General features: G+C 57.5%; 21 protein-coding genes. 14 read left to right on the top strand and 7 right to left on the bottom strand.

Annotation, left to right across the window (positions count from 1 at the left end):
* Nucleotides 1-58 precede the first annotated feature (58 nt).
* From Pan97_RS09655 to eno, 3 genes are all read right to left on the bottom strand, one after another.
* Nucleotides 59-643 carry a hypothetical protein gene (locus Pan97_RS09655; RefSeq protein WP_144971991.1) on the bottom strand — a complete coding sequence of 195 codons (585 nt, stop codon included), beginning with the start codon at nt 641-643 and terminating at the stop codon, nt 59-61.
* 7 nt (nt 644-650) lie between these two features.
* On the bottom strand, nt 651-1,001 hold the full coding sequence (locus Pan97_RS09650) for a hypothetical protein (protein ID WP_144971989.1): 351 nt from the start codon (nt 999-1,001) through the stop codon (nt 651-653).
* A gap of 124 nt (nt 1,002-1,125) precedes the next feature.
* The gene (gene eno / locus Pan97_RS09645; RefSeq protein WP_144971987.1) at nt 1,126-2,412 is read right to left on the bottom strand and encodes a phosphopyruvate hydratase; all 1,287 of its coding nucleotides are present in this window, start codon (nt 2,410-2,412) and stop codon (nt 1,126-1,128) included.
* A gap of 261 nt (nt 2,413-2,673) precedes the next feature.
* Here eno and Pan97_RS09640 point away from each other — a divergent pair, with 261 nt between their 5' ends.
* The 7 genes from Pan97_RS09640 to Pan97_RS09610 all read left to right on the top strand — a co-directional run bounded on the left by Pan97_RS09640 (nt 2,674) and on the right by Pan97_RS09610 (nt 8,019).
* Nucleotides 2,674-3,264 (top strand): riboflavin synthase, encoded by a 591-nt coding sequence (locus Pan97_RS09640; RefSeq protein WP_144971985.1) that lies wholly within the window; start codon nt 2,674-2,676, stop codon nt 3,262-3,264.
* A 59-nt stretch (nt 3,265-3,323) separates the two neighbouring features.
* Entirely contained in the window at nt 3,324-4,238 is a 915-nt protein-coding gene (rsmA, locus tag Pan97_RS09635; RefSeq protein WP_144971983.1) for a 16S rRNA (adenine(1518)-N(6)/adenine(1519)-N(6))-dimethyltransferase RsmA, read from the top strand.
* Nucleotides 4,239-4,427: 189 nt separating this feature from the next.
* Nucleotides 4,428-5,018 (top strand): TetR/AcrR family transcriptional regulator, encoded by a 591-nt coding sequence (locus Pan97_RS09630; protein WP_144971981.1) that lies wholly within the window; start codon nt 4,428-4,430, stop codon nt 5,016-5,018.
* A 60-nt stretch (nt 5,019-5,078) separates the two neighbouring features.
* The gene (locus Pan97_RS09625) at nt 5,079-5,810 is read left to right on the top strand and encodes a cysteine hydrolase (protein WP_144971979.1); all 732 of its coding nucleotides are present in this window, start codon (nt 5,079-5,081) and stop codon (nt 5,808-5,810) included.
* Between the two features lie 55 nt (nt 5,811-5,865).
* Nucleotides 5,866-6,819: an alpha/beta fold hydrolase gene (locus tag Pan97_RS09620; RefSeq protein WP_144971977.1), complete on the top strand. Its 954-nt coding sequence runs from the start codon at nt 5,866-5,868 to the stop codon at nt 6,817-6,819.
* Between the two features lie 86 nt (nt 6,820-6,905).
* On the top strand, nt 6,906-7,367 hold the full coding sequence (locus Pan97_RS09615; RefSeq protein WP_144971975.1) for a nuclear transport factor 2 family protein: 462 nt from the start codon (nt 6,906-6,908) through the stop codon (nt 7,365-7,367).
* 37 nt (nt 7,368-7,404) lie between these two features.
* Nucleotides 7,405-8,019: a pyridoxamine 5'-phosphate oxidase family protein gene (locus Pan97_RS09610; RefSeq protein ID WP_144971973.1), complete on the top strand. Its 615-nt coding sequence runs from the start codon at nt 7,405-7,407 to the stop codon at nt 8,017-8,019.
* A gap of 36 nt (nt 8,020-8,055) precedes the next feature.
* Here Pan97_RS09610 and Pan97_RS09605 read toward each other — a convergent pair whose 3' ends face one another.
* Both Pan97_RS09605 and Pan97_RS09600 read right to left on the bottom strand, forming a co-directional pair.
* Nucleotides 8,056-8,922: an endonuclease/exonuclease/phosphatase family protein gene (locus Pan97_RS09605; protein WP_174819544.1), complete on the bottom strand. Its 867-nt coding sequence runs from the start codon at nt 8,920-8,922 to the stop codon at nt 8,056-8,058.
* A gap of 89 nt (nt 8,923-9,011) precedes the next feature.
* Nucleotides 9,012-10,598: an alkaline phosphatase D family protein gene (locus Pan97_RS09600; protein ID WP_241676380.1), complete on the bottom strand. Its 1,587-nt coding sequence runs from the start codon at nt 10,596-10,598 to the stop codon at nt 9,012-9,014.
* Between the two features lie 323 nt (nt 10,599-10,921).
* Between Pan97_RS09600 and Pan97_RS09595 the strand changes: the two genes are divergently transcribed.
* The 3 genes from Pan97_RS09595 to Pan97_RS09585 all read left to right on the top strand — a co-directional run bounded on the left by Pan97_RS09595 (nt 10,922) and on the right by Pan97_RS09585 (nt 15,800).
* Nucleotides 10,922-11,149 (top strand): hypothetical protein, encoded by a 228-nt coding sequence (locus tag Pan97_RS09595; RefSeq protein ID WP_105357830.1) that lies wholly within the window; start codon nt 10,922-10,924, stop codon nt 11,147-11,149.
* A gap of 209 nt (nt 11,150-11,358) precedes the next feature.
* Nucleotides 11,359-14,712: an aminotransferase class I/II-fold pyridoxal phosphate-dependent enzyme gene (locus Pan97_RS09590; protein WP_196782338.1), complete on the top strand. Its 3,354-nt coding sequence runs from the start codon at nt 11,359-11,361 to the stop codon at nt 14,710-14,712.
* 65 nt (nt 14,713-14,777) lie between these two features.
* A complete protein-coding gene (locus Pan97_RS09585; RefSeq protein WP_144971971.1) occupies nt 14,778-15,800 on the top strand; it encodes an aldo/keto reductase in 1,023 nt (340 codons plus the stop codon).
* Between the two features lie 275 nt (nt 15,801-16,075).
* Here the strand turns inward: Pan97_RS09585 and Pan97_RS09580 are convergent, their stop codons facing one another.
* On the bottom strand, nt 16,076-16,921 hold the full coding sequence (locus tag Pan97_RS09580; RefSeq protein WP_144971969.1) for a hypothetical protein: 846 nt from the start codon (nt 16,919-16,921) through the stop codon (nt 16,076-16,078).
* 293 nt (nt 16,922-17,214) lie between these two features.
* Here Pan97_RS09580 and Pan97_RS09575 point away from each other — a divergent pair, with 293 nt between their 5' ends.
* Both Pan97_RS09575 and Pan97_RS09570 read left to right on the top strand, forming a co-directional pair.
* On the top strand, nt 17,215-18,102 hold the full coding sequence (locus Pan97_RS09575; protein WP_144971967.1) for a hypothetical protein: 888 nt from the start codon (nt 17,215-17,217) through the stop codon (nt 18,100-18,102).
* Between the two features lie 260 nt (nt 18,103-18,362).
* Nucleotides 18,363-19,172 carry a sugar phosphate isomerase/epimerase family protein gene (locus Pan97_RS09570; protein ID WP_144971965.1) on the top strand — a complete coding sequence of 270 codons (810 nt, stop codon included), beginning with the start codon at nt 18,363-18,365 and terminating at the stop codon, nt 19,170-19,172.
* A 133-nt stretch (nt 19,173-19,305) separates the two neighbouring features.
* Here the strand turns inward: Pan97_RS09570 and Pan97_RS09565 are convergent, their stop codons facing one another.
* On the bottom strand, nt 19,306-20,649 hold the full coding sequence (locus tag Pan97_RS09565) for a PQQ-binding-like beta-propeller repeat protein (RefSeq protein ID WP_144971963.1): 1,344 nt from the start codon (nt 20,647-20,649) through the stop codon (nt 19,306-19,308).
* A gap of 113 nt (nt 20,650-20,762) precedes the next feature.
* On the opposite strand from Pan97_RS09565, the gene arfB reads away from it, so the two are divergent.
* Together arfB and Pan97_RS09555 are read left to right on the top strand one after the other, a co-directional pair.
* Nucleotides 20,763-21,203, top strand: a complete 441-nt coding sequence (gene arfB, locus Pan97_RS09560; RefSeq protein WP_144971961.1) for an alternative ribosome rescue aminoacyl-tRNA hydrolase ArfB — start codon at nt 20,763-20,765, stop codon at nt 21,201-21,203.
* A gap of 166 nt (nt 21,204-21,369) precedes the next feature.
* Nucleotides 21,370-22,122, top strand: coding sequence for a UvrB/UvrC motif-containing protein (locus Pan97_RS09555; protein ID WP_144971959.1), 753 nt, complete (start codon nt 21,370-21,372; stop codon nt 22,120-22,122).
* Nucleotides 22,123-22,266: the final 144 nt, after the last annotated feature.

Here is a 22,266-nt window from a genome sequence, read left to right as displayed (position 1 = left end):
ATTTTACCTTTTCTGCGGCTACGTGAATCACCGTAATTGGTATTCGGCGCAAAATTCTTCAAAATCCCGGAAGGATCACGGCAGAAATTGGCGGAGTGATCTCACCGGCTTGCTCTCCGCGTGGATCGAAGAACTGGTAGCCGATCACGCGCCACTCGCCGTCGGGATCTTGCTGGAAGGTCAAAACCATGAACGTGGCGAAATCGCCGTTCCACTCTTGGTTGTTCTTGAGATGCCCCATCATTTTCACATTCAACTTGGCCACCCCGATGATGGGCGTGCTGCCGGGATTAATGGTGACTTCAAGGTTTCGCTTCAGCTTGACGCTCTCGATCTGCACGTAGGCCATCTGCCGTTCGGCCTCGGCTTTGAGCTGGGGGGCGTCGCTGGAGATATAGGATTTGACCCCTTCGGCGTCGTTGGCCTCCAGGGCTTCAGCGATGCGATAGATGACCGCTTCAATTCGCTCGCCGTCGGTCACGATCGAATACTCCAGCGCCAACAACAGGGCACAAATGGCGATCCAACCGATTAGCAGGTACAGAAAGAGCTGTTTTCCGGTTTGCAGCATCGTGCCGGCGAGAATCGCCCCGCCGATGACGGCCATGATGATGATCGGCAATGATTGTTCGAAGATCCACATACGCTAATCACCGTGAGGATGAAGTCTCGGGTGCCTCTTTGCCCCAATGGCGAAACCGTACATACCACAGCCGAATCCAGCCCACGGCGACCAATACGGCCAACACGCCGACCAGGTAGTTCCATCCGATCAACGTATTGCCAGGGCTCGATACGGCCACCGGCGCGTCGCCGGTAATTTCGTCGGGCTGATTGGCAAGCTGTCGGGCTTGATGTTGCCGTTCGATGTCGGCCTGCCGGATATCGAGCTTCCCTTGGAAGACGACTAGCAGGATCAAGGCCACCGTAGCGAACAGATACAGCCAAAACCAAGGGGAATCGGTAATCGGCTCTTGCTGTGGGGTAGGAAGCTCGCTCATGCCCATAGTCTAACCCACCCTGGCATTTTGGGCGAAAGAAAAAGCAAGGGGCCACGAATGGGCCCCTTACCAAGGCTTGTCAATCGTCACCAAAGGAACGATTGGAGTAAGTCCCCGGAAGGCCTTACTTGCCGCGACGCTTCAACAGGGCAGGGCCGCCGTACAGGGCCAGGTCGCCCAGTTCGGCTTCGATTCGCAGCAGTTGGTTGTACTTGGCCATACGATCGCTACGCGAAGCCGAGCCCGTCTTGATCTGACCGGTACCAAGAGCAACGGCTAGGTCCGAGATGAACGAGTCTTCGGTTTCACCGCTGCGGTGGCTGGCGATGCTGGTGTAATCGTTGGCATGGGCCAGTTGGATGGCGTTGATCGTTTCGGTCAGCGAACCAATCTGGTTGACCTTGATCAGAATGCTGTTGGCGATGTCTTCGTCGATACCGCGCTGCAGACGCTCGGTGTTGGTGACGAACAAGTCGTCACCGACCAGCTGGACCTTGTCGCCGATCTTGTCGGTCAGCATCTTCCAGCCTTCCCAGTCGTCTTCGTCGCAGCCGTCTTCGATCGAAACGATCGGGTACTTGTCGGCCCAAGCGGCCAGGAAGTCGACCATGCCGGCGGAATCGATTTCCTTGCCGTCGATGGTGTAGGTCTTCTTGTCTTTGTTATACAACTCGCTGGAAGCGACGTCCAAAGCGATGTAAACCTGCTCGCCGGCCTTGTAACCAGCACCTTCGATCGATTCCATGATCAGGTCGAGGGCTTCAATGTTGCTGCCCAGGTTTGGAGCGAAACCACCTTCGTCACCGACGGCCGTGTTGAGCCCCTTACCCTTGAGCACCTTCTTCAAGCTGTGGAACACTTCCACGCCGCAGCGAAGCGCGTCGCCGAACTTGTCGAAACCCAATGGGAAGACCATGAACTCTTGAACGTCGACGTTGTTATCCGCGTGCGAACCACCGTTGACGATGTTCATCATCGGAGCCGGCAGCGTGCGAGCACCGACGCCACCCAGGTAACGGTACAGCGGCAGGCCGGAAGCGGCCGCGGCGGCCTTGGCAACGGCCAGCGAAACACCCAGGATCGCGTTAGCGCCCAGCTTGGCCTTGTTAGGGGTGCCGTCCAGTTCGATCATCAGTTCGTCGATGTGCGTCTGGCTGGTCGCGTCTTCACCGATCAACGCGTCGGCGATCACGTCGTTGACGTTCTCGACCGCCTTAGTGACGCCTTTGCCCAGGTAAACGCTCTTGTCACCGTCGCGAAGCTCCAGCGCTTCATGCACGCCGGTCGAGGCACCGCTAGGAACGGCAGCGCGACCCACCACGCCACTGTCCAAAATCACTTCGACTTCCACCGTGGGGTTACCGCGGCTGTCCAGGATCTGAAGTCCGCGAACGTCGACAATCATGCTCATGGTTTTGGCTCGTCTTCTACAAAGTTGAAAAATAGTGAGTGCGTATTTCCGAATTCCGCGCTGCATAGCCGGAATACGGCAAAGCTCGAATCGCCTTGGGGATTCAAGCGGTTTTTCAAAATTCGCCGCTATTTTGATCCATCTTACTGCTACTTGCCAAGGATGGGACGGGTCGTTGTGGGGAAATTTCCCTACCGTTAAATTCGTGAGTAGTCATTCCCACGCATGTGAAACCCCAATTCGGACTGCCCAAGGATCACCATGTTTACTGGCCTGGTTGAAACGCAAGGAAAAGTCGTCGCCCTTAAGCCCGAGGGACCGGGGGTTCGACTGTCATTAGAGAGCCCACTGATCGCCAGTAGCGCCGTGATCGGGGATAGCATCGCGGTCAACGGGTGCTGTTTGACCGTGGTCAGCATTGACGAAAATGTTGCCGATTTTGAAGCAGGCGAAGAGACGTTAAAGAGAACCAACCTTGGCCAACTTGAAAAGGGCAGCGTCGTGAACCTGGAACGATCCCTTCAATTGGGTGATCGGCTCGGCGGGCATTTGGTCACCGGGCACATCGATACGACGGCCACGCTCGTCGAGCGCAACGACGACGGCCAGTGGTGTACGATGTGGTTTGAAGTCTCCCCAGAGTATGCCCGGCAAATGGCCAGCAAGGGCAGCGTGGCGATCGACGGCATCAGCCTGACGCTGGTCGACGTGACCGATACGCGGTTTAGCGTGGCGTTGATTCCACATACGCTCGACGCCACCACCCTGGGCGGGCGAAAGCAGGGAGACACCGTCAACATCGAGACCGACCTGCTGGCTAAATACGTCCAGCGACAACTCGAAACGAAGTAGTTCCTTTCCAACTCCAACACGCCCATTCGACACGAATCCAACAGAAACCGATTTCGCTAATGCCTGAATTTCGCAATCAAACCATCTCGTATCTCACGAGCAAATTCCGCGAAATCGGAATCCGCCCTGTCTCGAAGCACGGGCAAAATTTCCTGATCGATATGAACCTGTTGGATCTGCTGGTCCGTTCGGCTGACATTCAGAAAGATGACGTCATCCTGGAAATCGGGACCGGCACCGGCACTCTTTCGACGCGCATGGCCGACCAGGCAGGCTACCTGGTGACGGTGGAAATCGATCCTCACATGGCAACGTTCGCCACCGAGGAACTCGACGAGTTCGAGAACGTCACGCTGCTGAACTACGACGCGCTGCGTAACAAGAACAACTTCCGCCCCGAGATGATCGAGACCATCAAGGAAAAGATGGCCGAGATCGGCACCGATCATTTCAAGCTGGCCGCCAACTTGCCGTACAACGTGGCGACGCCGATCATCTCGAACCTCCTGCGAACCGAGATCACCCCCAAGAGCATGACGGTGACCATCCAGAAGGAACTCGCCGAACGGATCATCGCTTCGCCGGGCACCAAAGACTACAGCGCGCTTTCCGTTTGGATTCAGGCCCAATGCCGCTGCGAACTGGTCCGCATCCTGCCACCGAGCGTCTTCTGGCCGGCCCCCAAGGTGCATTCCGCCATTTTGCATATCGAAGTGCAGCCTGAGCGCCGGGCCGCAATTTCCGACCTCGAGTTCTTCCACGAGTTCAACCGCTCGCTCTTCTTCCACCGCCGCAAGTTCCTCCGCAGCGTGCTGCAAAGCTCGTTCAAGGGAAAGCTGGAGAAAGCGGAAGTCGACCAGGTGATGGAGCAGGGGAGCTTAGACCCAACTGCCCGAGCCGAGAACTTCACCGTCGACGAAATCCTGGCGATGTGTGAACTGTTCCGCCAGAAGTTGGCCGAGCAAGACTCTTAGAACCGTTTACTTCTCGACACGCACATTCGCCTGCCGGTCATGCTGAAGAGAACCGTCAGTCCAGCGAACAGCCATCGGCAGACGGGCGCCGCATCGACCTTGGCCAAGCCGCATGGGGATTTCCGGAAACTCAAAAAAAATTCGATTCTACCTATTGCAATGAAACAGACTGGTCTGTATATTTCAGGCATGAGTAAGACACGAACCAAAAAATCCGATGCTCGCCAACGATTGGTCGAAACCGCGGAGCGGTTGTTTTACGCCGAAGGCATCCACAGCGTAGGCATTGATCGTATCATCGCCGAGGCCGGTGTCGCCAAGATGACGCTCTACAACCACTTTTCCTCCAAGGACGAGTTAATTCTCGCCGTGTTGCAATATCGAGAAGAGCAATTCGGCAACTCACTCGCCAAGTCGATTGATCGCTATGTGAGCAAGGGCCTGAGCCGTTTGGATGCTTTCTTCGCGGCGCTGAAAGACTGGTTTAAAAGCCCAGGCTTTCGTGGTTGCTCGTTTATCAATGCCTCGGTGGAACTGGCGGACGCCGGTCACCCAGCTTCCCAGTTCTCAACGGCCCACAAAGTCAAGTTTCGGGAACTGATCCACGAAATCATCGCCGAAACGGTCGATCCCAAGGTCGCCCAGTCGGTGACCCCTGCGATTTATCTGCTGGTGGAAGGCGCGATCGTAACCGCCGTGATCCAGCAGTCATCGAAGTCGGCAGACGTCGCCAAGGATGCCGCGATCACCCTGATTTCTGCGAAATCGAAGAAGAAGTAAACCCTATATTTTTTTACTGCATTTTGTACAGACCTGTCTGTCTTTTTAAGGAGAACTGAAATGCCTGATTCCGCTCCCATTCGATCCGAAATCGTTTACGGCTCGTCGCGCAAGCCGGATGCTGCCATCCCTCGCCCAGGCCTGGAACCACGAAAGGGGCAAGTCGCCGTGGTGGTCACCGATCCTCAAAACGATTTCCTTAGCCCGCAGGGTGTTGCCTGGTCGGTCGTCGGCAAGAACGTCACCGCAAACAATACGGTGGAAAACATCGGTCGGTTGTTCTCTTCGGCGAAGGAAAACGATGTGCCGCTTTTCATCAGCCCGCACTATTACTATCCGCAAGATCATCGATGGCACTTTGAGGGCGCGCTCGAGCGTTTGATGCACGACATCCGCATGTTCGACCGGCCCGGTTCGCTCGACCTCACGAATTTCGAGGGATCCGGCGCCGACTGGCTCGAGCAATACAAACCACTGATCAACGACGGCGAGACGATCGTAACCAGTCCGCACAAAGTCTATGGTCCGGAAACCAATGACCTCGTCTTACAGCTTCGCAAACGAGGGATCGACCAGGTCGTGCTTGCGGGCATGTCGGCCAACCTGTGCGTCGAATCGCATCTGCGAGAACTCTTAGAACAGGGCTTCGAAGTGGCCGTCGTCGGAGATGCCACTGCGGCTGCCCAGATCCCAGGCTACGACGGCTACGAAGCCGCCATGACCAACTTTCGCTTTTTGGCCAGTGACGTGTGGAGCGCGGATGAAGCTGCCAAGCGACTCTCGACAATTTGAGCCCAGTACCCAGAATTCCATTTTTCTCAACACTTCCAATTCAGGAACCGAAGCGATGATCAAATTCAAGACAACCGCTACCTTGCTGGCTTTTGCCACTCTTTTTTCCATTGTATCGTTGGCAGTCGCCCAGCCGCACCAGCAAGTTCGCTATCGCACCGTTAAAGTAGACGGTCTCGACATCTTCTACCGCGAGGCGGGGCCGAAGGATGCACCAACGGTGCTGCTGCTGCATGGTTTCCCAACCTCCTCGCACATGTTTCGCGAACTGATTCCCGCGCTCGCGGATAAGTATCACGTGGTGGCTCCCGACTATCCAGGCTTTGGTTACAGCTCGATGCCTGCGGTCGACGAGTTCAACTACACGTTTGACAACCTGGCTAACGTGGTTGAAAAGTTCACCGAGAAGGTCGGTCTGGAGAAGTACACGCTCTACTTGATGGACTATGGTGCCCCCGTCGGTTTTCGCCTGGCAACGAAACACCCGCAGCGCGTTGACGCGTTGATCGTTCAAAACGGCAACGCTTACGACGAGGGAATCGACAACGATTTCTGGAAGCCCATCAAAGCCTATTGGCAGGATCGAACGAAAGAGCAAGCGGACGGTCTTCGCTCGCTTTTAACCCTGGAAGCAACCAAGTGGCAATACACCTATGGCGTTCGCAATGTCGAAACGATCAGCCCCGACACCTGGGGACATGTGCAGCCACTGCTAGACCGCCAGGGGAATCAGGAGATCCAACTGGCACTGTTCTACAGCTATGGCAGTAATCCACCGCTGTATCCCAAGTGGCAACAGTACCTTCGCGACCACCAGCCGCCGACGCTGATCGTTTGGGGAAAGAACGATGCGATTTTCCCCGCCGCTGGGGCGCATCCCTACAAGCGCGACCTCGAAACTCTGGAGTTCCATCTTCTCGATACCGGGCACTTCGCACTGGAAGAGGACGGAGCACAGATTGCCAGTCTGATCCGGGAATTCCTCGGCAAACACGTTGCCGGTAACTAAACGCCTTGTCGTGACCACGCTTGCTGGGGCGCTTTCCAGCAAGTGGCTTTTCTACCACTACCTACGCTTTCCAAGGAAAGATCAACATGTCTGCCATTCGACCTCCGTTCACCTGGGAAACGGCCACCGCCAAAGTTCGAGCCGCGGAAGATGCCTGGAACAGCCGTGATCCGCATCGTGTTTCCCTGGCTTACTCAGAAGACTCGCAGTGGCGAAACCGAGACCAGTTCATTCGCGGCCGTCAACAAATCCAAGAGTTCTTGACCGGCAAGTGGGAAAAGGAGCTCGACTATCGACTCACCAAGTCGCTGTGGAGCTTCACTGAAGACCGAATCGCTGTCCGATTCCAGTACGAATACCACAACGCCGACGGACAGTGGTTTCGTGCCTACGGAAACGAACTCTGGGAATTCGACGAAGAGGGGCTCATGCGTCGCCGTGAAGCCAGCATCAACGATGTGGCCATTGAAGAACACCAGCGCACGTTCCACTGGCCGGCCCCCGGACCGCGTCCGCAAGAGGACGCGGGGATTCCAAACGTCGCATGACGATTTAGAGCAGGCATTCCATTCAAGGAATTACGACATGAACCTATACCCAAGTGACGTCGCCTTCACGCCAGCCGTCAAAGCAATCCAATCCGAGAAGGGCTCTCGTGCTTCCTACGCAAGGATGGAAGAGCGGAACGGTTGGGAAACGAGTGTGACCCCTGAGCTGGAAGCGTTCCTGGGGCAACAGGACATGTTTTATTTGGGTACCGCCAACTCCGAAGGCCAGCCGTACATTCAATACCGAGGAGGTACGCCTGGCTTTTTAAAAGTCATGGACAAAAAGACTTTGGGATTTGCCGACTTCGGAGGCAATCGCCAGTTCATCAGTCTGGGTAACCTCTCAGAGAATCCCAAGGCGTTTATTTTTCTGATGGATTACGCACGAAGTCGCCGTATCAAGCTATGGGGAACCGCTCGCGTGGTAGAAGGGGATAGCGTACTCGAAGCCAAGCTCAGCGATCCAAGCTACCCAGGCAAAGTCGAACGAGTCATTCTGTTTGACGTCGAAGCGTGGGATGTGAATTGCCCGCAGCACATCCACAAGCGTTTTACGCAGCAGCAGATCGCTCCGGTCGTCAAGCAGCTTCAGTCGAGAATTGCCGAACTTGAATCGGAGCTGAAGGCCTTGAAAACAACCCCCGAGACATAACTCACGCGAACCATCGTTCCCATCCGCTGGACGATCTTACCGCGCCAGCTTCGCCGTGATTGGCAAGTGATCCGAGGGGGTGCTGCCGTCGCGGTGGATCGGCAGGATCTTCGCCTCGACGATGTTCCAGCCGCGGCCGGCGCCGATCCAGTCGATGCGTGCTCCGCCGGTGTTCTTGACGTCGAAATTCGAGAACGTTCCTTCGCCGGCTTTCTTTTCGGGGTGAACGGTGCGATACGTATCGACGACAGGGGACTCTTCCGCGAACATCGCCACGTAGGGTTTTGATCCTTCACCGGCGTTGAAGTCGCCGGTCAGGATGACGTCGACGTCGCCCAACTGCGCGATCTTCTCGCGAATCATCTTGGCCGACTGATAGCGGGCCTCGGGGCCGCGGTGATCGAAGTGCGTATTGATGTACACGATTGGCTTGGCATCCACGGCCTTCTTGTCCTTCAGCTTCACCCAACTGGCCATCCGCGGCAGGCTGCTGTCCCAGCTCTTGCTGCCTGGCACGTCCGGCGTTTCGCTCAGCCAGAAGTGACCGGCGTCGAGTTTCTCGAAGCGATCGGTACGAAAGAAGATTGCACACATCTCTCCCTGCTCCTTGCCATCTTCCCGGGCCGCGGCGTGCACCTGGTACCCAGGCAACTGCTTGGCCAGGAAGTCGCGCTGAAAACCGAGACATTCCTGCGTGCCCAGCAGATCGGGATTCACCTCTTGAATGGTCTCAGCCACGAACTCCTTGCGCCGGTCCCAGTGATTCTCGCCATCGTTGGCAGTGCCGTAACGAATGTTGAAGGACATCACGTTCACCGCGTCCTCCTCCGGCTCGGCACCTAGCAGCGTCGAAACGGTCATACCGGCCAACAGGGCCACGCAGAGAAGCAGAATAGTACGCATGGATAAGCGTTGTTCTCGATCAATCACGGGGAAGGGGGGATTATCTTGGGTGGCCCGGAGAGTTATCTCTGGGCCGCCCTTGTTATTATCTAACTGCCAGCAGGTTTCGCACCAGGCACGCCTGATTCGATCACATACGAGGCACGCGTGATCTTCGGTGCCCCAGGCTTATCGATGAACTCGACGACCTGGTAATCGCTCCGCCACTCCTGCGGCGTAACCGTGCAGCTGACGTAGCCGCGTTCGGCATTGAAGAACTTGACGAAGGGATTCTCGCTGGTGAGAACCTTGGCCCGATCTTCGGCCTTTTGACCGTTGCCGCCTGAGGAGATCGACGTGCAGACGAACTCGGTTCCCATGGTCGGGTCCTTGTCGTCCTCGAAGTTCACCTTCAGGTCGTTGACCCAATTGTTATGAATGTCGCCGGTCAAAACCACCGGGTTAGGAACCTTGCGATCCCGCATGAAGCCTAGCAAGCGATCACGCGAGTGCGTATACCCAGGCCACTGATCCATGCTGTAGGCCTTTTTCTCACCTTCCAGGCGATCGGCCGGGGCCATCATCACTTGCTGTCCCAGCACATTCCAATTGCTCTGCGAAGCGATCAGGTCGCGCATCAGCCAGTGCTCTTGCTTGTCGCCCAAAAGCGTGTTCTTGTGGTCCCGGGCGGCGTCGTTCATCGGCTTGAGGCCGTCGCCGTTGGGCTGCTCAGTGCGGTACTGCCGCGTATCGAGCATCTCGAAGTTCGCCAGGCGGCCATAAGGGATCCGGCGATATAGCTGCATGTGGGGGCCACGCGGCATGCTGCGGCTGCGCAGCGGCATCATTTCGTAATACACCTGGTACGCCGTTGCGCGACGCAGCAGGAAGTCTTCCGGACTGACGTCATGCTCTTCCGAAATATCGCCGGCACAGTTGTTGTCGAACTCGTGGTCGTCCCACACCAACAGCCAAGGGCACAAGGCGTGAGCCGCTTGCAGGTGTTCATCGGTTCGATAAAGCGCGTATCGATTGCGGTAATCGTTGAGGGACTGAATCTCCTGACCAATGTGCTGACGAATGGCTTTGCTGTTGGCGGGATACTCGTAGATGTAATCCCCCAGGTGCACCACCAGGTCAAGGTCTTCCTGGGCCATGTGTTCGTAGGCGGTGAACAGGCCGTGTTCGTAGTGCTGACACGAAGCGAACGCAAATCGCAGTTGGTCGGCCATCACATCATAGCCGGGCGTTGTCCGGGCACGGCCCACCGGGCTGATCGCGTCACCACATTGAAAGCGGTAGTAGTACCATCGATCGGCCGGCAATCCTTGCACTTCGACGTGCACGCTATGTCCCAGCTGCGGGGTCGCGAAGGCCTTGCCGACTTGGGTGATCTTGTTGAAGGTTTCGTCTTCGGACAGCTCCCAGGTCACCTCAAAGGTATCACTGGGCATGCCGCCCCCGCCCAGGGGTTCCGGCGCCAGACGCGTCCACAGCACGAAGCCATCAGGCTGCGGATCGCCGGAAGCAACGCCGAGCGTGAAGGGATTTTTGGCGAACGACGCACTGGTTTTCATCGCCCCTTGAACGCATTGCCCCAACCAGGGAAGCAGAGCCATCGAGCCAGCCCCCAGCACGAACTGACGGCGGTCCGAGAGAAACGTATTGGCGGCGGATTGAAATGAACGAAGCGACACAGGCGGGACTCCCGGGAAAGATTGTTGCCAAAGGTGGGTGGCATGGGTGTAAGGTATCGCGATCGCTTACCCTGGCAACCAGGATGACTTGTTTCGCGTCTGATCTCAATAAGATCTTCACATGAATTACGGTTGCCCTCGGTGCATGTCCCGCGAAAAAACTAAGAAAACGGCCGTTTCACCTCCCCCATAGGGCCGGTTTTTCGGTTGCAATTCTCCAGACGTGATACTCCCCCAACGATCGGTTTACGTTATCATGGACGATTGCCCTCTGCCGGGCCGAAAATGTCTTAAGCTCGTTCATAGTCGAAAGTTTGCAAGCCATGCAGTTCATCGAAATGACAGGCAAAGAATTGATGGATGCCTTAACCGATGACGAATTGACCGCCGAAGATTTAAAGAAGTCCCATATTACCGAGACTTCCATCGTTCGCATCAATCGCCAAGGGGACATCGAAGTTCGTCGCCCCGATTGCTGGGACGTCGTGGGCGGTCTGATCGGCGAATATGAGGGCCGCATCACCAAATGCAGCGGTCGTACGTGGGCCTGATGGACGGCCCCGAGTGAATAGCGGAAATCGGCGATACGGCCCTATGCACCAGTTTGATACCTATTCTCGTCCTACTCCTCACTACCCGGCGCGTTTGTACCCGTTGCCGTCGGAAGCGTGACCGCCGAAGACCATGACCGCCGAAGACATCGGCACCCTCGAACCACCGTGCCCCTTTGCGATTTGTCCCAGCGGAGACTGAAAAGCTCGTGACTCCAGAGATGCTCAACTCGTTTACTCCTCCTTCCACCAGCATCGTCGATCGTTTGCGCCACCGGGCCGAACATCTCGGATCGCAGGTAGCTTTCACGTTCCTGGTCGACGGAGAAGACGAAGAGATCAAGCTCACTTACGAGCAGCTTGATAAACGGTGCCAGGCGATCGCCGCCGAACTCCAGGCACGCGGCATGGAAGGGGAACGAGCGTTGCTGCTGTTCCCACCGGGGCTCGACTTCATCGCGGCGTTCTTTGGCTGCTTGTACGCCGGCGTGGTCGCCGTTCCCGCCTATCCGCCGCGCCGCAACCGCAACATGGTGCGTATCCAGGCCATCGCCGAAGATGCCCAGGCCAAGGTCGCGCTAACCATCTCGGAAGTCTACGACCGCATGGTCCCGATGTTCGAGGAAACCCCCAAGCTGAAAACGATCGAGTGGATCAGCACCGACAAGGTCGAAGACAAGCTGGCCGCCCAATGGAACCAGCCCGGCATCACGGCCGAAACGCTTGCATTCCTGCAGTACACCTCTGGCTCGACCGGCACGCCCAAGGGGGTGATGCTGAACCACGGCAATATGATGCACAACTCGGCGCTCATCTCGTATGCGTTCGAGCATACCCGCAGCGTCCGGGCCTGTTTCTGGTTGCCCATGTACCACGACATGGGCCTGATCGGTGGTGTGCTGCAGCCCATGCAGATCGGCCAGCCGAACGTGCTGATGTCGCCAATGGCCTTCCTGCAGCAGCCGTATCGCTGGCTGCGGGCAATCTCGAAGTACCAGTGCAACATCAGCGGCGGGCCAAACTTCGCCTATGAACTGTGCGTGCAGAAGATCACGCCGGAACAGCGCGAGAAGCTCGACCTGAGCAGTTGGGAGTTGGCCTTCAACGGGGCTGAGCCGGTCAAACCGGAAACGCTTGATCGCTTCGCGAAGACATTCGAACCGTGCGGCTTCCGGCGCGAGGCGTTCTACCCCTGTTACGGTATGGCCGAAGCGACGCTCATCATCTCAGGCGGCATGAAGAAGAGCCCACCGGTAATTCAAGCGGTCGATGGCTACGCACTCGATCAACACCAGGTGATGGACGCCGACCCGGACGACGACGGCGCGCGATTGATCGTCGGCTGCGGTAACACGCTGCCTGACCAGCGGATTTTGATCGTCGATCCCGACACGTTCGCCAAGCGACAAGCGGACGAAGTAGGCGAGGTCTGGGTTCAAGGCCCCAGTATCGCCAAGGGTTACTGGCGAAACGAAGAAGCGACCGAAGCGATCTTCAATGCCTACACCAGCGACACCAACGAAGGCCCTTTCCTGCGAACGGGCGACCTCGGTTTCATGCAGACCAACGGCGAGTTGTTCATCACCGGCCGTTTGAAAGACATGATCATCGTCCGCGGCGTGAATCGCTATCCGCAGGACATCGAACAAACCGTCACCCAGTGCCACGATCTGCTGGAAGGGATGACGGCCGCCGCGGTGATGGCCGAAGTTGCCGACAAGGAACGCCTGATCGTCGTGGCCGAAGCGCCTCGGGCGAAGCGCAAGGACCTGACCGACATCATCGCGGCCATTCGCCGTGAAGTGGCGATCGAGCACGAAGTCTCGGTCGACGGGGTAGCCCTGATTCGTCGCGGTTCGATCCCCAAAACCTCCAGCGGCAAAATTCAGCGCCACGCATGTCGCGAGCACTTTCTCACGCACACGCTACCGGTGCTGGAGCGCTGGGTGGCCTGGGACGAGGTTCAGGTTTCCGAAGAAATCCAACGCGTCAAGCTGAGGCGTGCTCAACTGGAAGCTGCCCGGGCCGATGCCGAAGGGCTGGCCGTTTCCGATCCGCTGGTCCGCCAGCGCACCATGCAGATGGTGATCGACAAGATCCGCGAGATCGCCAAGGATCGTGGCCGCCAGATCGAACCCGAAACCGACATCCTGGAACTCGATCTCGATTCGCTCGAACGCATGGAAATCATCGCGTCGATCGAAGATCACTACGGAGCCCGCTTTCCCGACGACGTTCTGCCGTCGATGCGAACCGTCGCCCAGGTCGCCGATTGCATCGAGATCTACCTGGCCACCGATGACATGCATCCGGCCCCGCCGAGTGAAATCCCGCAAGAGATGTTCGGCTTCTCGGCATTGCCGGAGTATCGCCAGGTGCGGCAAATCTCGGAACAACTGGGAGACCTCGGTCTTCCCAACCCTTACTTCCAAGTCCTCGACAGCCCCACGTCGGCCACGGCGATCGTCGATGGCAAGGAAGTGATTAACTTCGCTGGCTACAACTACCTGGGCCTGGCCGAGCATCCCGAAGTGAAGAAGGCCGCGATCCAAGCCATCGAGACCCTCGGCGTATCGACCAGCGGCAGCCGGTTGATCTCTGGCGAACGGGCTTTGCATCGCGACCTGGAAAGCGAACTGGCCAGATTCATCGGTGTTCCCAGTTCGATGCTCATGTCCGGCGGGCACGCGGCCAACGAAACGACGATCGGCCATTTGCTGCGAACCGGCGACCTGATCCTGCACGACTCGATGGCCCACAGCAGCATCATCACCGGGGCCAACCTGAGCGGTGCTAGGCGTCGTCCTTACCCGCACAACGATTGGCGTGAACTCGACGAGATCCTGCACGACATCCGCAAAGACTATCGCCGCGTGCTGATCGTCGCCGAAGGGATCTACGGCATGGAAGGGGACGTCTGCCCACTTCCGCAGCTGATCGAAATTCGCAATCGCCACAAGACATGGCTGATGGTCAACGAAGCCCACTCACTGGGCACGCTCGGCAAAACCGGCCGCGGCGTATGCGAACACTTCGGCACCGACCCCAACCAGGTCGACATCTGGATCGGCACGCTCAGCAAAGCGTTTGGTTCGTCGGGCGGTTTCGTCGCCGGTAGCCACGAACTGGTCGATTACCTGAAGCACACCGCCTCCGGCTTCGTCTACAGTGCCGGTCTTTCCCCACCGGCAACCGCCGCGGCCCTGGCCAGCCTGCGCGAGCTGGAGCAAAACCCCGGCTGGGTCACCAAGCTGCAGCAGAACGCCGACCTGGTTCGCGACCTGGCGAAGAAAGCCGGCCTGAACATCGGCGGCAGCGATAAGTCTCCGATCGTGCCGGTCATCGTCGGCGATTCGATGATGACGATGATCCTCGCTCAGAAACTACTGGCCGACGGCGTCAACGCCCGACCGCTGACCTACCCGGCCGTGGAAGAATCGGCCGCTCGCCTGCGTCTGTTCGTCAACGCCCACCACACCAAAGATCAGATCCGCCAGACGATCAACAAACTGGCGGCCCTCTGGTCGAAGCTGCAACGAGAGAATCACGCCAGCGCGGGTTAGATTGCTGACCTGCTCGTTTCCGTGATTCGACTCGCTGGGGCTCCCTCCTTTTGGAAGTGCACCTCATGGAAACGCGAAAACTTGGCCGGACGGGTCTTGAGATCAGTCTGCTCTCCATCGGCGGCTTGTATACCTCGTCGCTCGCTGGCGGCGTGAGCGAAACCAAGCGGATCATGCACAAGGCCGTTGACCTGGGCGTTAACGCCGTCGATACGGCCCCGGCCTATGCCGACAGCGAGCAGACGCTGGGCAATGCGATTGCCGACCTGACGGCACCGCTGATCGTGACGACCAAGCTCGGCGGCAGGCCCACGCCGTTCAACCCGCAAGATGCCGCCGGCCTGAAAGCTTCGGTCGAAGAGAGTCTGCGTCTGCTCGGCCGGCAGCACGTCGACATTCTGATGATCCACGAGCCCGACCGGCCGCAGCAATACCCATGGTGGACCAGCTACGATCCGTTGGAAGGCCCGGTCCTCGAGGTGCTGGACGCGCTGAAGCAGGCCGGGACGATTCGCTTCACCGGCCTGGCCGGCACCACCGTCAACGAGATGACCTACCTCGTTCGGCAGAACCAATTTGACGTCGTCCTGACCGCGTTCAACTACAACGCGCTGTTTCGCGAAGCCGAATCAACGGTTATCCCCGCCGCGACTGCCAACGATATGGGGATCGTCCTCGGTTCGGTCATGGGACAAGGCTTCCTGACACGCCCAGCCAGCGTTTCCGATCCCAGCAACCAGGTCTGGCTGTCGGAAGCACGCCGAGAGCAGTTCCAGCAGTACGTTCGCCTGCTCGATGAGTCAGGCATCTCGGCCGTCGAGCTTTGCCTGCGGTTTGCCATCGCCGAACCGCGCATCCACACGATCCCCATCGGCTGCAAGACGATCGACCAACTGGAAACCTGCGTCGCGGCCATCGAGAAAGGCCCACTGCCGACGGACGTTCGCGCGCGTCTGGACGAGATCGCGGCGATCTTGCCGTATCGCCCCTACGAAGAACCGATGATCTTGCCGCTGGGTAAAAACTATCACGGCCCAGGCATCGCCAACATGGGCGCCGCCGTTCAGGTTGGCAAGCTGGCGAAGTAGATGACGATCCGGTCCCCTCTCCCTTCCCAAGGGAGAGGGCTAGGGTGAGGGCTTGCCGAGCGATGTTTACTCTACGTCGCCAGCCCATATTTCGCCATCGACCCTGAACGCCGACCGGGCACACGCTTCACGCAAGCACGATGCCCCCTCACCCTAACCCTCTCCTCCGCAGACGGTGGAGAGGGGGACAGATAAGAGCATCTGTCCTATCGCGCACGAAAAAAGCCTCGCGAATGCTCGCGAGGCTTTTTGATTTGTCGTGGAAGTCGCTGTGATTAACGGTTCAGCGTGAAGCCGAAGGCCACGCCGGAGAACGTCATGTCGTCGCTGTCTTGGAAGTTTGGATCGCGGCCGATGCCCGTACCGAAGTACATGTGCTGCCAGGCCACGTCGAAGGTGATCTCGCGAGTGATGTGGTAGGCACAGCCCAGGCTGAATTCACCACCGACAACCCCGTTGGAGTAATCTTCGATGTCGCCGCGGAAGATCCAGTTCTGACCGCCGAAGCCGCGGACGGTCGAGTAAAGCGTCCACTGGCCACGCTGCGAGAAGATGCGTCCACCCAACTGACCCATCAGCATGTTGTTCTGCACGAAGACCGGTTCCGGGACCACGGTGGTCTTGTCGTTGAACTGGGCGAATCGCATACCGATCATCGGTTCGATCCAGAACCCTTGGTGGAACTGATCCAATCGCCAAGTGCGGTTGACTTCAAAGCTGTTGAAGTCAGCCCGGTTGACCAGGTCGTACGAAGGACCGTCCAAACGCCAGCCGCTGCAAAGCCAGCCGTAGTTGTCGTCGGTCATGTAACCGAAGTCGACTCGGTTACCGTACGTGGCGTCACCATCCCAGGGACCTGGGGCGGATTCGGCACGGCTGACGTTCATGAACAAGCGGTGATATTCAAAGAAAATCCCGGTGTTCGGATCGATTGTGTCTTGCCCGTACTGTTCGGTAATCGGGGGAGCGAACCACTGGAAATCGTAGTTTTCCAGATTGACGTCGCTGAACGGCTGCATCGCGCCGGGGAATGCGGTTTCATACTGTGCTTGCACGCTGGACGCGACAGCCAGATTGGCTGCAATTACCAGGCTCCACAGTGCTTTACGATAGCTCAACATGGTCCACTTCTACCTTGTGACTTCCACGGTATTTGGTATGGACGTCGCCACCACTCGCGATGACGAAAGTTCCTGCGTTGCCGTTTGTATCGGTACGTCCGTGATTGGGAATTGAACCAGTTTGGTAAACTCTGCCGAAAATTCGGGCTAATCCGTAAATCCCCCCAGATATTGCCCTTGCAAGCCCTTATTTTTTGCCTCTTCGTTTTCTTTTTCCCTTCTGGAAACGAACTGCGTATATTGCGGGTAAGATACTAGAAGACTTTTTTGCTAGCGATACTCAAGGATAGCCCATGTCACGCTTCCCCCTCCTCAGTGCCATACGCCCGCTTCTCGACCGTCGCCTGTGGACGCTGGTCCTCTCGATCCTGCTAGCATCGGGTGCCCAGGCCGAAACCAAAACCGAAAGCGACGCCCCCGAGTTCGTCCGGGTAAAGAAGAACGCCAGCGAGCGTCCAGTCGCCCTGCAAACGGCCATCGCCCATTACGCGTCCAAGGACGGTGCCCTGAAGATCGACCTGGTCGGGGCTGTTCACATTGGCGAAGACAGCTACTACCAAGAGCTGAACAAACGCTTCAAGGGGTACGACGCCGTCATGTACGAGTTGGTCGCTCCGGAAGGTACCCGGGTCCCCAAAGGGCACAAGGGAACCGGCAGCCCGGTCAGCGGTCTGCAGAACGGCATGAAGGACATGCTCGAACTCGAGTTCCAGTTGGAAAAGGTCGACTACTCGCCGGATAACTTCGTCCATGCCGACATGTCCCCCGAAGAGTTCGCCAAAGACATGGAAGCGCGCGGCGACGGTCTGCTGCATATGTTTGCCCGAGCCATGGGGCAGGGGCTGGTTCAGCAGTCCAAAGGGGACACCAGTGACGCTGCCATCATGATGGCATTGTTCTCCAGCAATCGCGCGATGAAGCTCCGCCGCGTGTTCGCCTCGCAGATCTCCGACATGGATAACGCCATGAAAGCGATCGAAGGCGAAAACGGCTCGACGATCATCTCGCAGCGCAACGCCAAGGCCTTCGAGGTGATGGGCAAGAGCATCAAGGATGGCAAGAAGAACATCGCCGTCTTCTACGGAGCCGGCCACCTGGAAGACATGCACGACCGTTTGAAGAAAGACTTTGGTATGGAACTGAAGTCGGTTGAGTATTTGGATGCTTGGAAACTAGAGTGAGGAAGTTTTCAGTTTTCAGTACGAACACCCATTCTCTTTTTATTGCCAGCGTCTCCCCCTGCAGATGCACGTGCTATCACGGTTTACCGAAGGGTGCGTTTATGCTTCCCTGAAAATCGAAAACTGAACACGGAAAACTATCTCGTCAAGCCGTTTACAAATTCACTTCGATTCCTATACTTGGCTTCACTTCGCAGCCGCGCGTGACGGAAACGGCGCGGCTCTGGGCAGATCTCTTTTCGTATTAAAGTGTCGCACGGATGGCCAAGTTCTCGATGAACCAGATGACCACGCTACGCTGGTCGTTTGAACAAGATTGCTTCCGATACCGCGAGGCAGGCCTCTCGGCAATTCATGTCTGGCGGGACAAGCTGCACGACTTCGGCGAAGCCAAGGGTGCCATCCTGCTGGAAGAGTTGGGCCTGGAAGTTTCCGCCCTCAGTTGGGCTGGCGGTTTCACCGGTAGCGACGGACGCAACTTCAAAGATGCCGTCAACGACGCCAAGCATGCCGTCGACCTCGCCCAGGAACTCAACGCCGGCTGCCTGATCGTTTACAGCGGAGCACGCGGAGGGCACATCAATAAGCATGCCCAACGGTTGTTCTCCGGAGCGCTCGAAGAACTCATTCCGTATGCCGAAGCGCACGGAGTGACGCTCGCCATTAAACCGATCCGGCACAAGTACGGCAGCGACTGGACGCTGGTCCGCCGCATGACCGACGCGCTACAGCTGATCGACGTGATCGACTCGCCCCGATTCAAACTGGTGTTGGATCTTTACGAGTTCGGCGATCAGGACGAGGTGCTCGACAACCTGCATCTGCTGGTGCCGTACCTCGCCCTGGTCCAAGTCGGTGACCGCGGCTGCGAACCGCTGGAAGAGCCTAACCGATGCTTGCTGGGGGACGGGCACCTGTCCCTCAACGCGACGATCGCCAAGCTGATCCAACTCGGCTACGACGGCCCCTTCGACATCGAACTCATGGGCCGCGACGTCCAGCAACTGGAATACGAACACCTGCTTGCCCACAGCATGGGTTTCCTGCAAGCGATGAAGATCGCGACGTAGAGATCCGTCGCGAAGTTTTAATGCGCCTCGCGCATGATGAGAGCAACGCACGTCCCTCATGTCCCCTCTCCCTCGCAGGGAGAGGGGACATGAGTGGGAAAGTCCTTTTTACCAAAGTTAGTACGAGCGCACTCTACTTACCCGGTGGAATCACCTGCAGACAAACCAACCGGTTATCCCCACGCACAAACAAACGCCCATTGGAAAGAATCGGCGCCGACCAAGCCGGGGGCTTGAGCAATGCGTTGCCGTTTTCGTCTTCCAGCGAAACCTCGGAAATGACATCGAACTTTTCGGGGTTCGCTTTCAGAAGACGCAGCGCGCCGTATTCACTCAGGCAAATCAGGTAGTCCTCGACCAACAGCAGCGAACTCCTCGTCAGACTGGGCTCGGCCCAGAGGACTTTGCCAGTCTTCCAATCGATACACCGCAGTTCGGCCTGGTGCGAATGGCGTCCGCTGCTGGCGTACAGATAGCCATCTTTGTAGACGGCCGTGTTCCAGTGCGTTTCCATCGCGTGGTCGCGGCTCCGTTCTTCGTCCTTCCATACCACTTCATATCCGCCTGGCTTCACTTTCAGCAGGGTACTGCCCAGCGCATAGCATTCCGAAATGAAGACTTCGTCGCCGACCACCACAGGCGTGCTGGCGTTAACGCTTTCCAGCTTCTTGGCCCGCCAAGGGTAATGGAAATCGATCGCACCATCACGCGGATCGAAACCCAAAAGACCACCACGCAGGAACGCGAAGCACCACGGGCGACCGTCGATCTCGGCCAGCGTCAGACTCGCGTAGCTGGCCAGTTCGTCGGAGATCTTGTAGATCTCTTTGCCCGTCTTCTTATCGAGCGCTACGATCGCGCTGCCATTGCCCGTCACGCGACCGATCTGATAGGGGCCCAGGCCTTTAAACTCTTCGGGGCTGCCGCCCACCATCACCAGCAGTTTGTCTTCAAAGATCACCGGCGTGCTGCCCACCCCAAAGAAGTTCGGCACGACACCATACTCTTCCGACAAGTTCCGTTTCCAGATGGCCTCGTGCGTTTCGATGTTGACGCAGTGCAGTTCGCCTTCAGCGCCGTAGATGTAGACGCGATCTTCGTCGATCACCGGGCTACAACGCGGACCATTGTTGTAGCCGAGCGCGTCTTCGTACTCGGTCGGGTATTCGTACTGCCATAGCTTCTGCCCGGTAGTGACTTCCAAAACTTCCAGCCGGTTTTGATCACCATGTCGATCGAACTGAAAGAACTTGCCGTTGGCGATGCTGCCGATTCCATACCCGGTCCCCAACTCGCGCTGCCAAACGATTTCCGGACCACCTTTGGGCCAGGGAACCTGAAGGCCTGTTTCGATGGAGGTGCTATTATGACGCGGTCCCAGGAAGGTCGGCCAGTCTTCAGCAACCAGCAGGGCAGGCAAGAGGCAAGCGGCAAGGAGGATGAACGAACAAGAAAGGGAGCGAACCCGTATCGGCATGCTGCGGTCCTTCAGCGAACGAGGGTAGTTCTCGATGAGAAAACGACATATCCTGGCAGTATAGCCAAGTCGGCAGTTTGCCCCAAATCATCCTAGCAGCGCGTGTGAGTCGCATGTCGACCTTTGATATCAGTCCGTCCATCCGCATCCCCTGGAGCGAGTTGCAGTTTTCGTACTCGCGTTCGAGCGGGCCAGGGGGGCAGCACGTCAACAAGACCAACACCAAGGCCACGCTCAAATGGGACGTGCAGCAGACCGAAGCCCTGCCGCCGACGGTCAAGCAGCGGTTTGAAAAGCACTGGGGGGCTCGCATCAACAAGGAAGGCTGCCTGGTCATCAGCAGCGAGGAAAGCCGCGAGCAGCGCAGCAACATGGAGGCCTGCCTCGAAAAGCTGAAACATATGGTGACCCTCTCGGCCAAGCGTCCCAAGCCCCGCATCGCCACCAAGCCGTCGCGTAGTTCAGTCAAACGGACCCAGGAAAAGAAACGCCAGCACAGCGATCGCAAGAACCAGCGACGCGAGTCGAAGAACATTTCTTACCGGAAGGACTGAGGACAATTCCTGTCCCCTCTTCCTTGGGAAGGGCGAGGGGACAAGAATTTCGAAGAATCGGCTTTGGGGATGAAAGTATCCCATCTTAGCGCGTCCTTTTCCGATTTCCGGGATGGCCTATAATCTCTTTGGACCTTAAAGCATCGCTAACGTGACTAGGGACCTAATGGACTCCTCCGATCACTCTGAAAACATCGACCACATCCTCAATACGTGGAACTTTGAGCCTGGCCGGCTGACGGCCCGGATCACTACCGCCTCGGATGGACGCGACGTGCTGCAGATGCGGATCGAGATGGGCCTGCTGCAGATGGAAATCAATGGAAGGCCTGACGGTGAAAGACCTTACGACTTTGATTCGTATCTCGAATATCTCCAGTCGCAGTTCCTGATCGACCCGACGGTTCCTCTGACCGAAGACGATTGCGTCGAGATCGACCGGGAGTTCGTCCAACTGTATCACCGCCGTATTTGCTGGCTGGCTCTGCGCGAATACGAGAAAGCGGTCCGCGATGCCGACCACACGTTAGCCCTGATGGACCTCTGCCGCGATCACTCAAGCGACGAAGAATGGATCGACAGTCACGAACATTTTCGCCCGTTTGTGATGTTCCACCGCATTCAAGCCAAGGCCCTGATCGAGCTGGAAAAGCACACGCCAGAGCACGCCATCGAGCAGCTGACCCAGGGGGTCGAAGAGCTGCGGACCTTCTATGAAGCGGAAGGGATGGAAGATGGGGAAGAATTCGAGTCGGACGAACTGCACGTTCGCTTGATCGAGCTGCGGGAAACGCTTCGCGAGCAGTTCGAAGTAGGGCAGACCCTCAACGAACAATTGGCCGAAGCGGTGGCCAACGAGCGTTATGAACAGGCCGCCAAGCTGCGTGATCGCATCCACCGACGGGAAGATCCCCGCTAACCGGGGGGCTGTTTTCGGTTGCAAGCTGCTTCTCTAGCTATCTTTACGACGAAAGGGCATCCCATTTCGAGGGGCCATACCCTTCGTATGGATAAACTTTGTTGCATTCACTGGCCGATCTGGCTAGAATTCGGTTTCACACCT

It is taken from the genome of Bremerella volcania (assembly GCF_007748115.1).
In the GTDB taxonomy this organism is placed as follows: Bacteria; Planctomycetota; Planctomycetia; order Pirellulales; family Pirellulaceae; genus Bremerella; species Bremerella volcania.
This window is presented reverse-complemented; position numbering and strand designations above follow the sequence as displayed.

Bases quoted from the DNA above. Each gene is read 5' to 3' on its own strand.
- Pan97_RS09655 (WP_144971991.1), bottom strand. From the start codon at position 643: ATGTGGATCTTCGAACAATCATTGCCGATCATCATCATGGCCGTCATC.
- Pan97_RS09650 (WP_144971989.1), bottom strand. From the start codon at position 1,001: ATGAGCGAGCTTCCTACCCCACAGCAAGAGCCGATTACCGATTCCCCT.
- eno (WP_144971987.1), bottom strand. From the start codon at position 2,412: ATGAGCATGATTGTCGACGTTCGCGGACTTCAGATCCTGGACAGCCGC.
- Pan97_RS09640 (WP_144971985.1), top strand. From the start codon at position 2,674: ATGTTTACTGGCCTGGTTGAAACGCAAGGAAAAGTCGTCGCCCTTAAG.
- rsmA (WP_144971983.1), top strand. From the start codon at position 3,324: ATGCCTGAATTTCGCAATCAAACCATCTCGTATCTCACGAGCAAATTC.
- Pan97_RS09630 (WP_144971981.1), top strand. From the start codon at position 4,428: ATGAGTAAGACACGAACCAAAAAATCCGATGCTCGCCAACGATTGGTC.
- Pan97_RS09625 (WP_144971979.1), top strand. From the start codon at position 5,079: ATGCCTGATTCCGCTCCCATTCGATCCGAAATCGTTTACGGCTCGTCG.
- Pan97_RS09620 (WP_144971977.1), top strand. From the start codon at position 5,866: ATGATCAAATTCAAGACAACCGCTACCTTGCTGGCTTTTGCCACTCTT.
- Pan97_RS09615 (WP_144971975.1), top strand. From the start codon at position 6,906: ATGTCTGCCATTCGACCTCCGTTCACCTGGGAAACGGCCACCGCCAAA.
- Pan97_RS09610 (WP_144971973.1), top strand. From the start codon at position 7,405: ATGAACCTATACCCAAGTGACGTCGCCTTCACGCCAGCCGTCAAAGCA.
- Pan97_RS09605 (WP_174819544.1), bottom strand. From the start codon at position 8,922: ATGCGTACTATTCTGCTTCTCTGCGTGGCCCTGTTGGCCGGTATGACC.
- Pan97_RS09595 (WP_105357830.1), top strand. From the start codon at position 10,922: ATGCAGTTCATCGAAATGACAGGCAAAGAATTGATGGATGCCTTAACC.
- Pan97_RS09585 (WP_144971971.1), top strand. From the start codon at position 14,778: ATGGAAACGCGAAAACTTGGCCGGACGGGTCTTGAGATCAGTCTGCTC.
- Pan97_RS09580 (WP_144971969.1), bottom strand. From the start codon at position 16,921: ATGTTGAGCTATCGTAAAGCACTGTGGAGCCTGGTAATTGCAGCCAAT.
- Pan97_RS09575 (WP_144971967.1), top strand. From the start codon at position 17,215: ATGTCACGCTTCCCCCTCCTCAGTGCCATACGCCCGCTTCTCGACCGT.
- Pan97_RS09570 (WP_144971965.1), top strand. From the start codon at position 18,363: ATGGCCAAGTTCTCGATGAACCAGATGACCACGCTACGCTGGTCGTTT.
- Pan97_RS09565 (WP_144971963.1), bottom strand. From the start codon at position 20,649: ATGCCGATACGGGTTCGCTCCCTTTCTTGTTCGTTCATCCTCCTTGCC.
- arfB (WP_144971961.1), top strand. From the start codon at position 20,763: ATGTCGACCTTTGATATCAGTCCGTCCATCCGCATCCCCTGGAGCGAG.
- Pan97_RS09555 (WP_144971959.1), top strand. From the start codon at position 21,370: ATGGACTCCTCCGATCACTCTGAAAACATCGACCACATCCTCAATACG.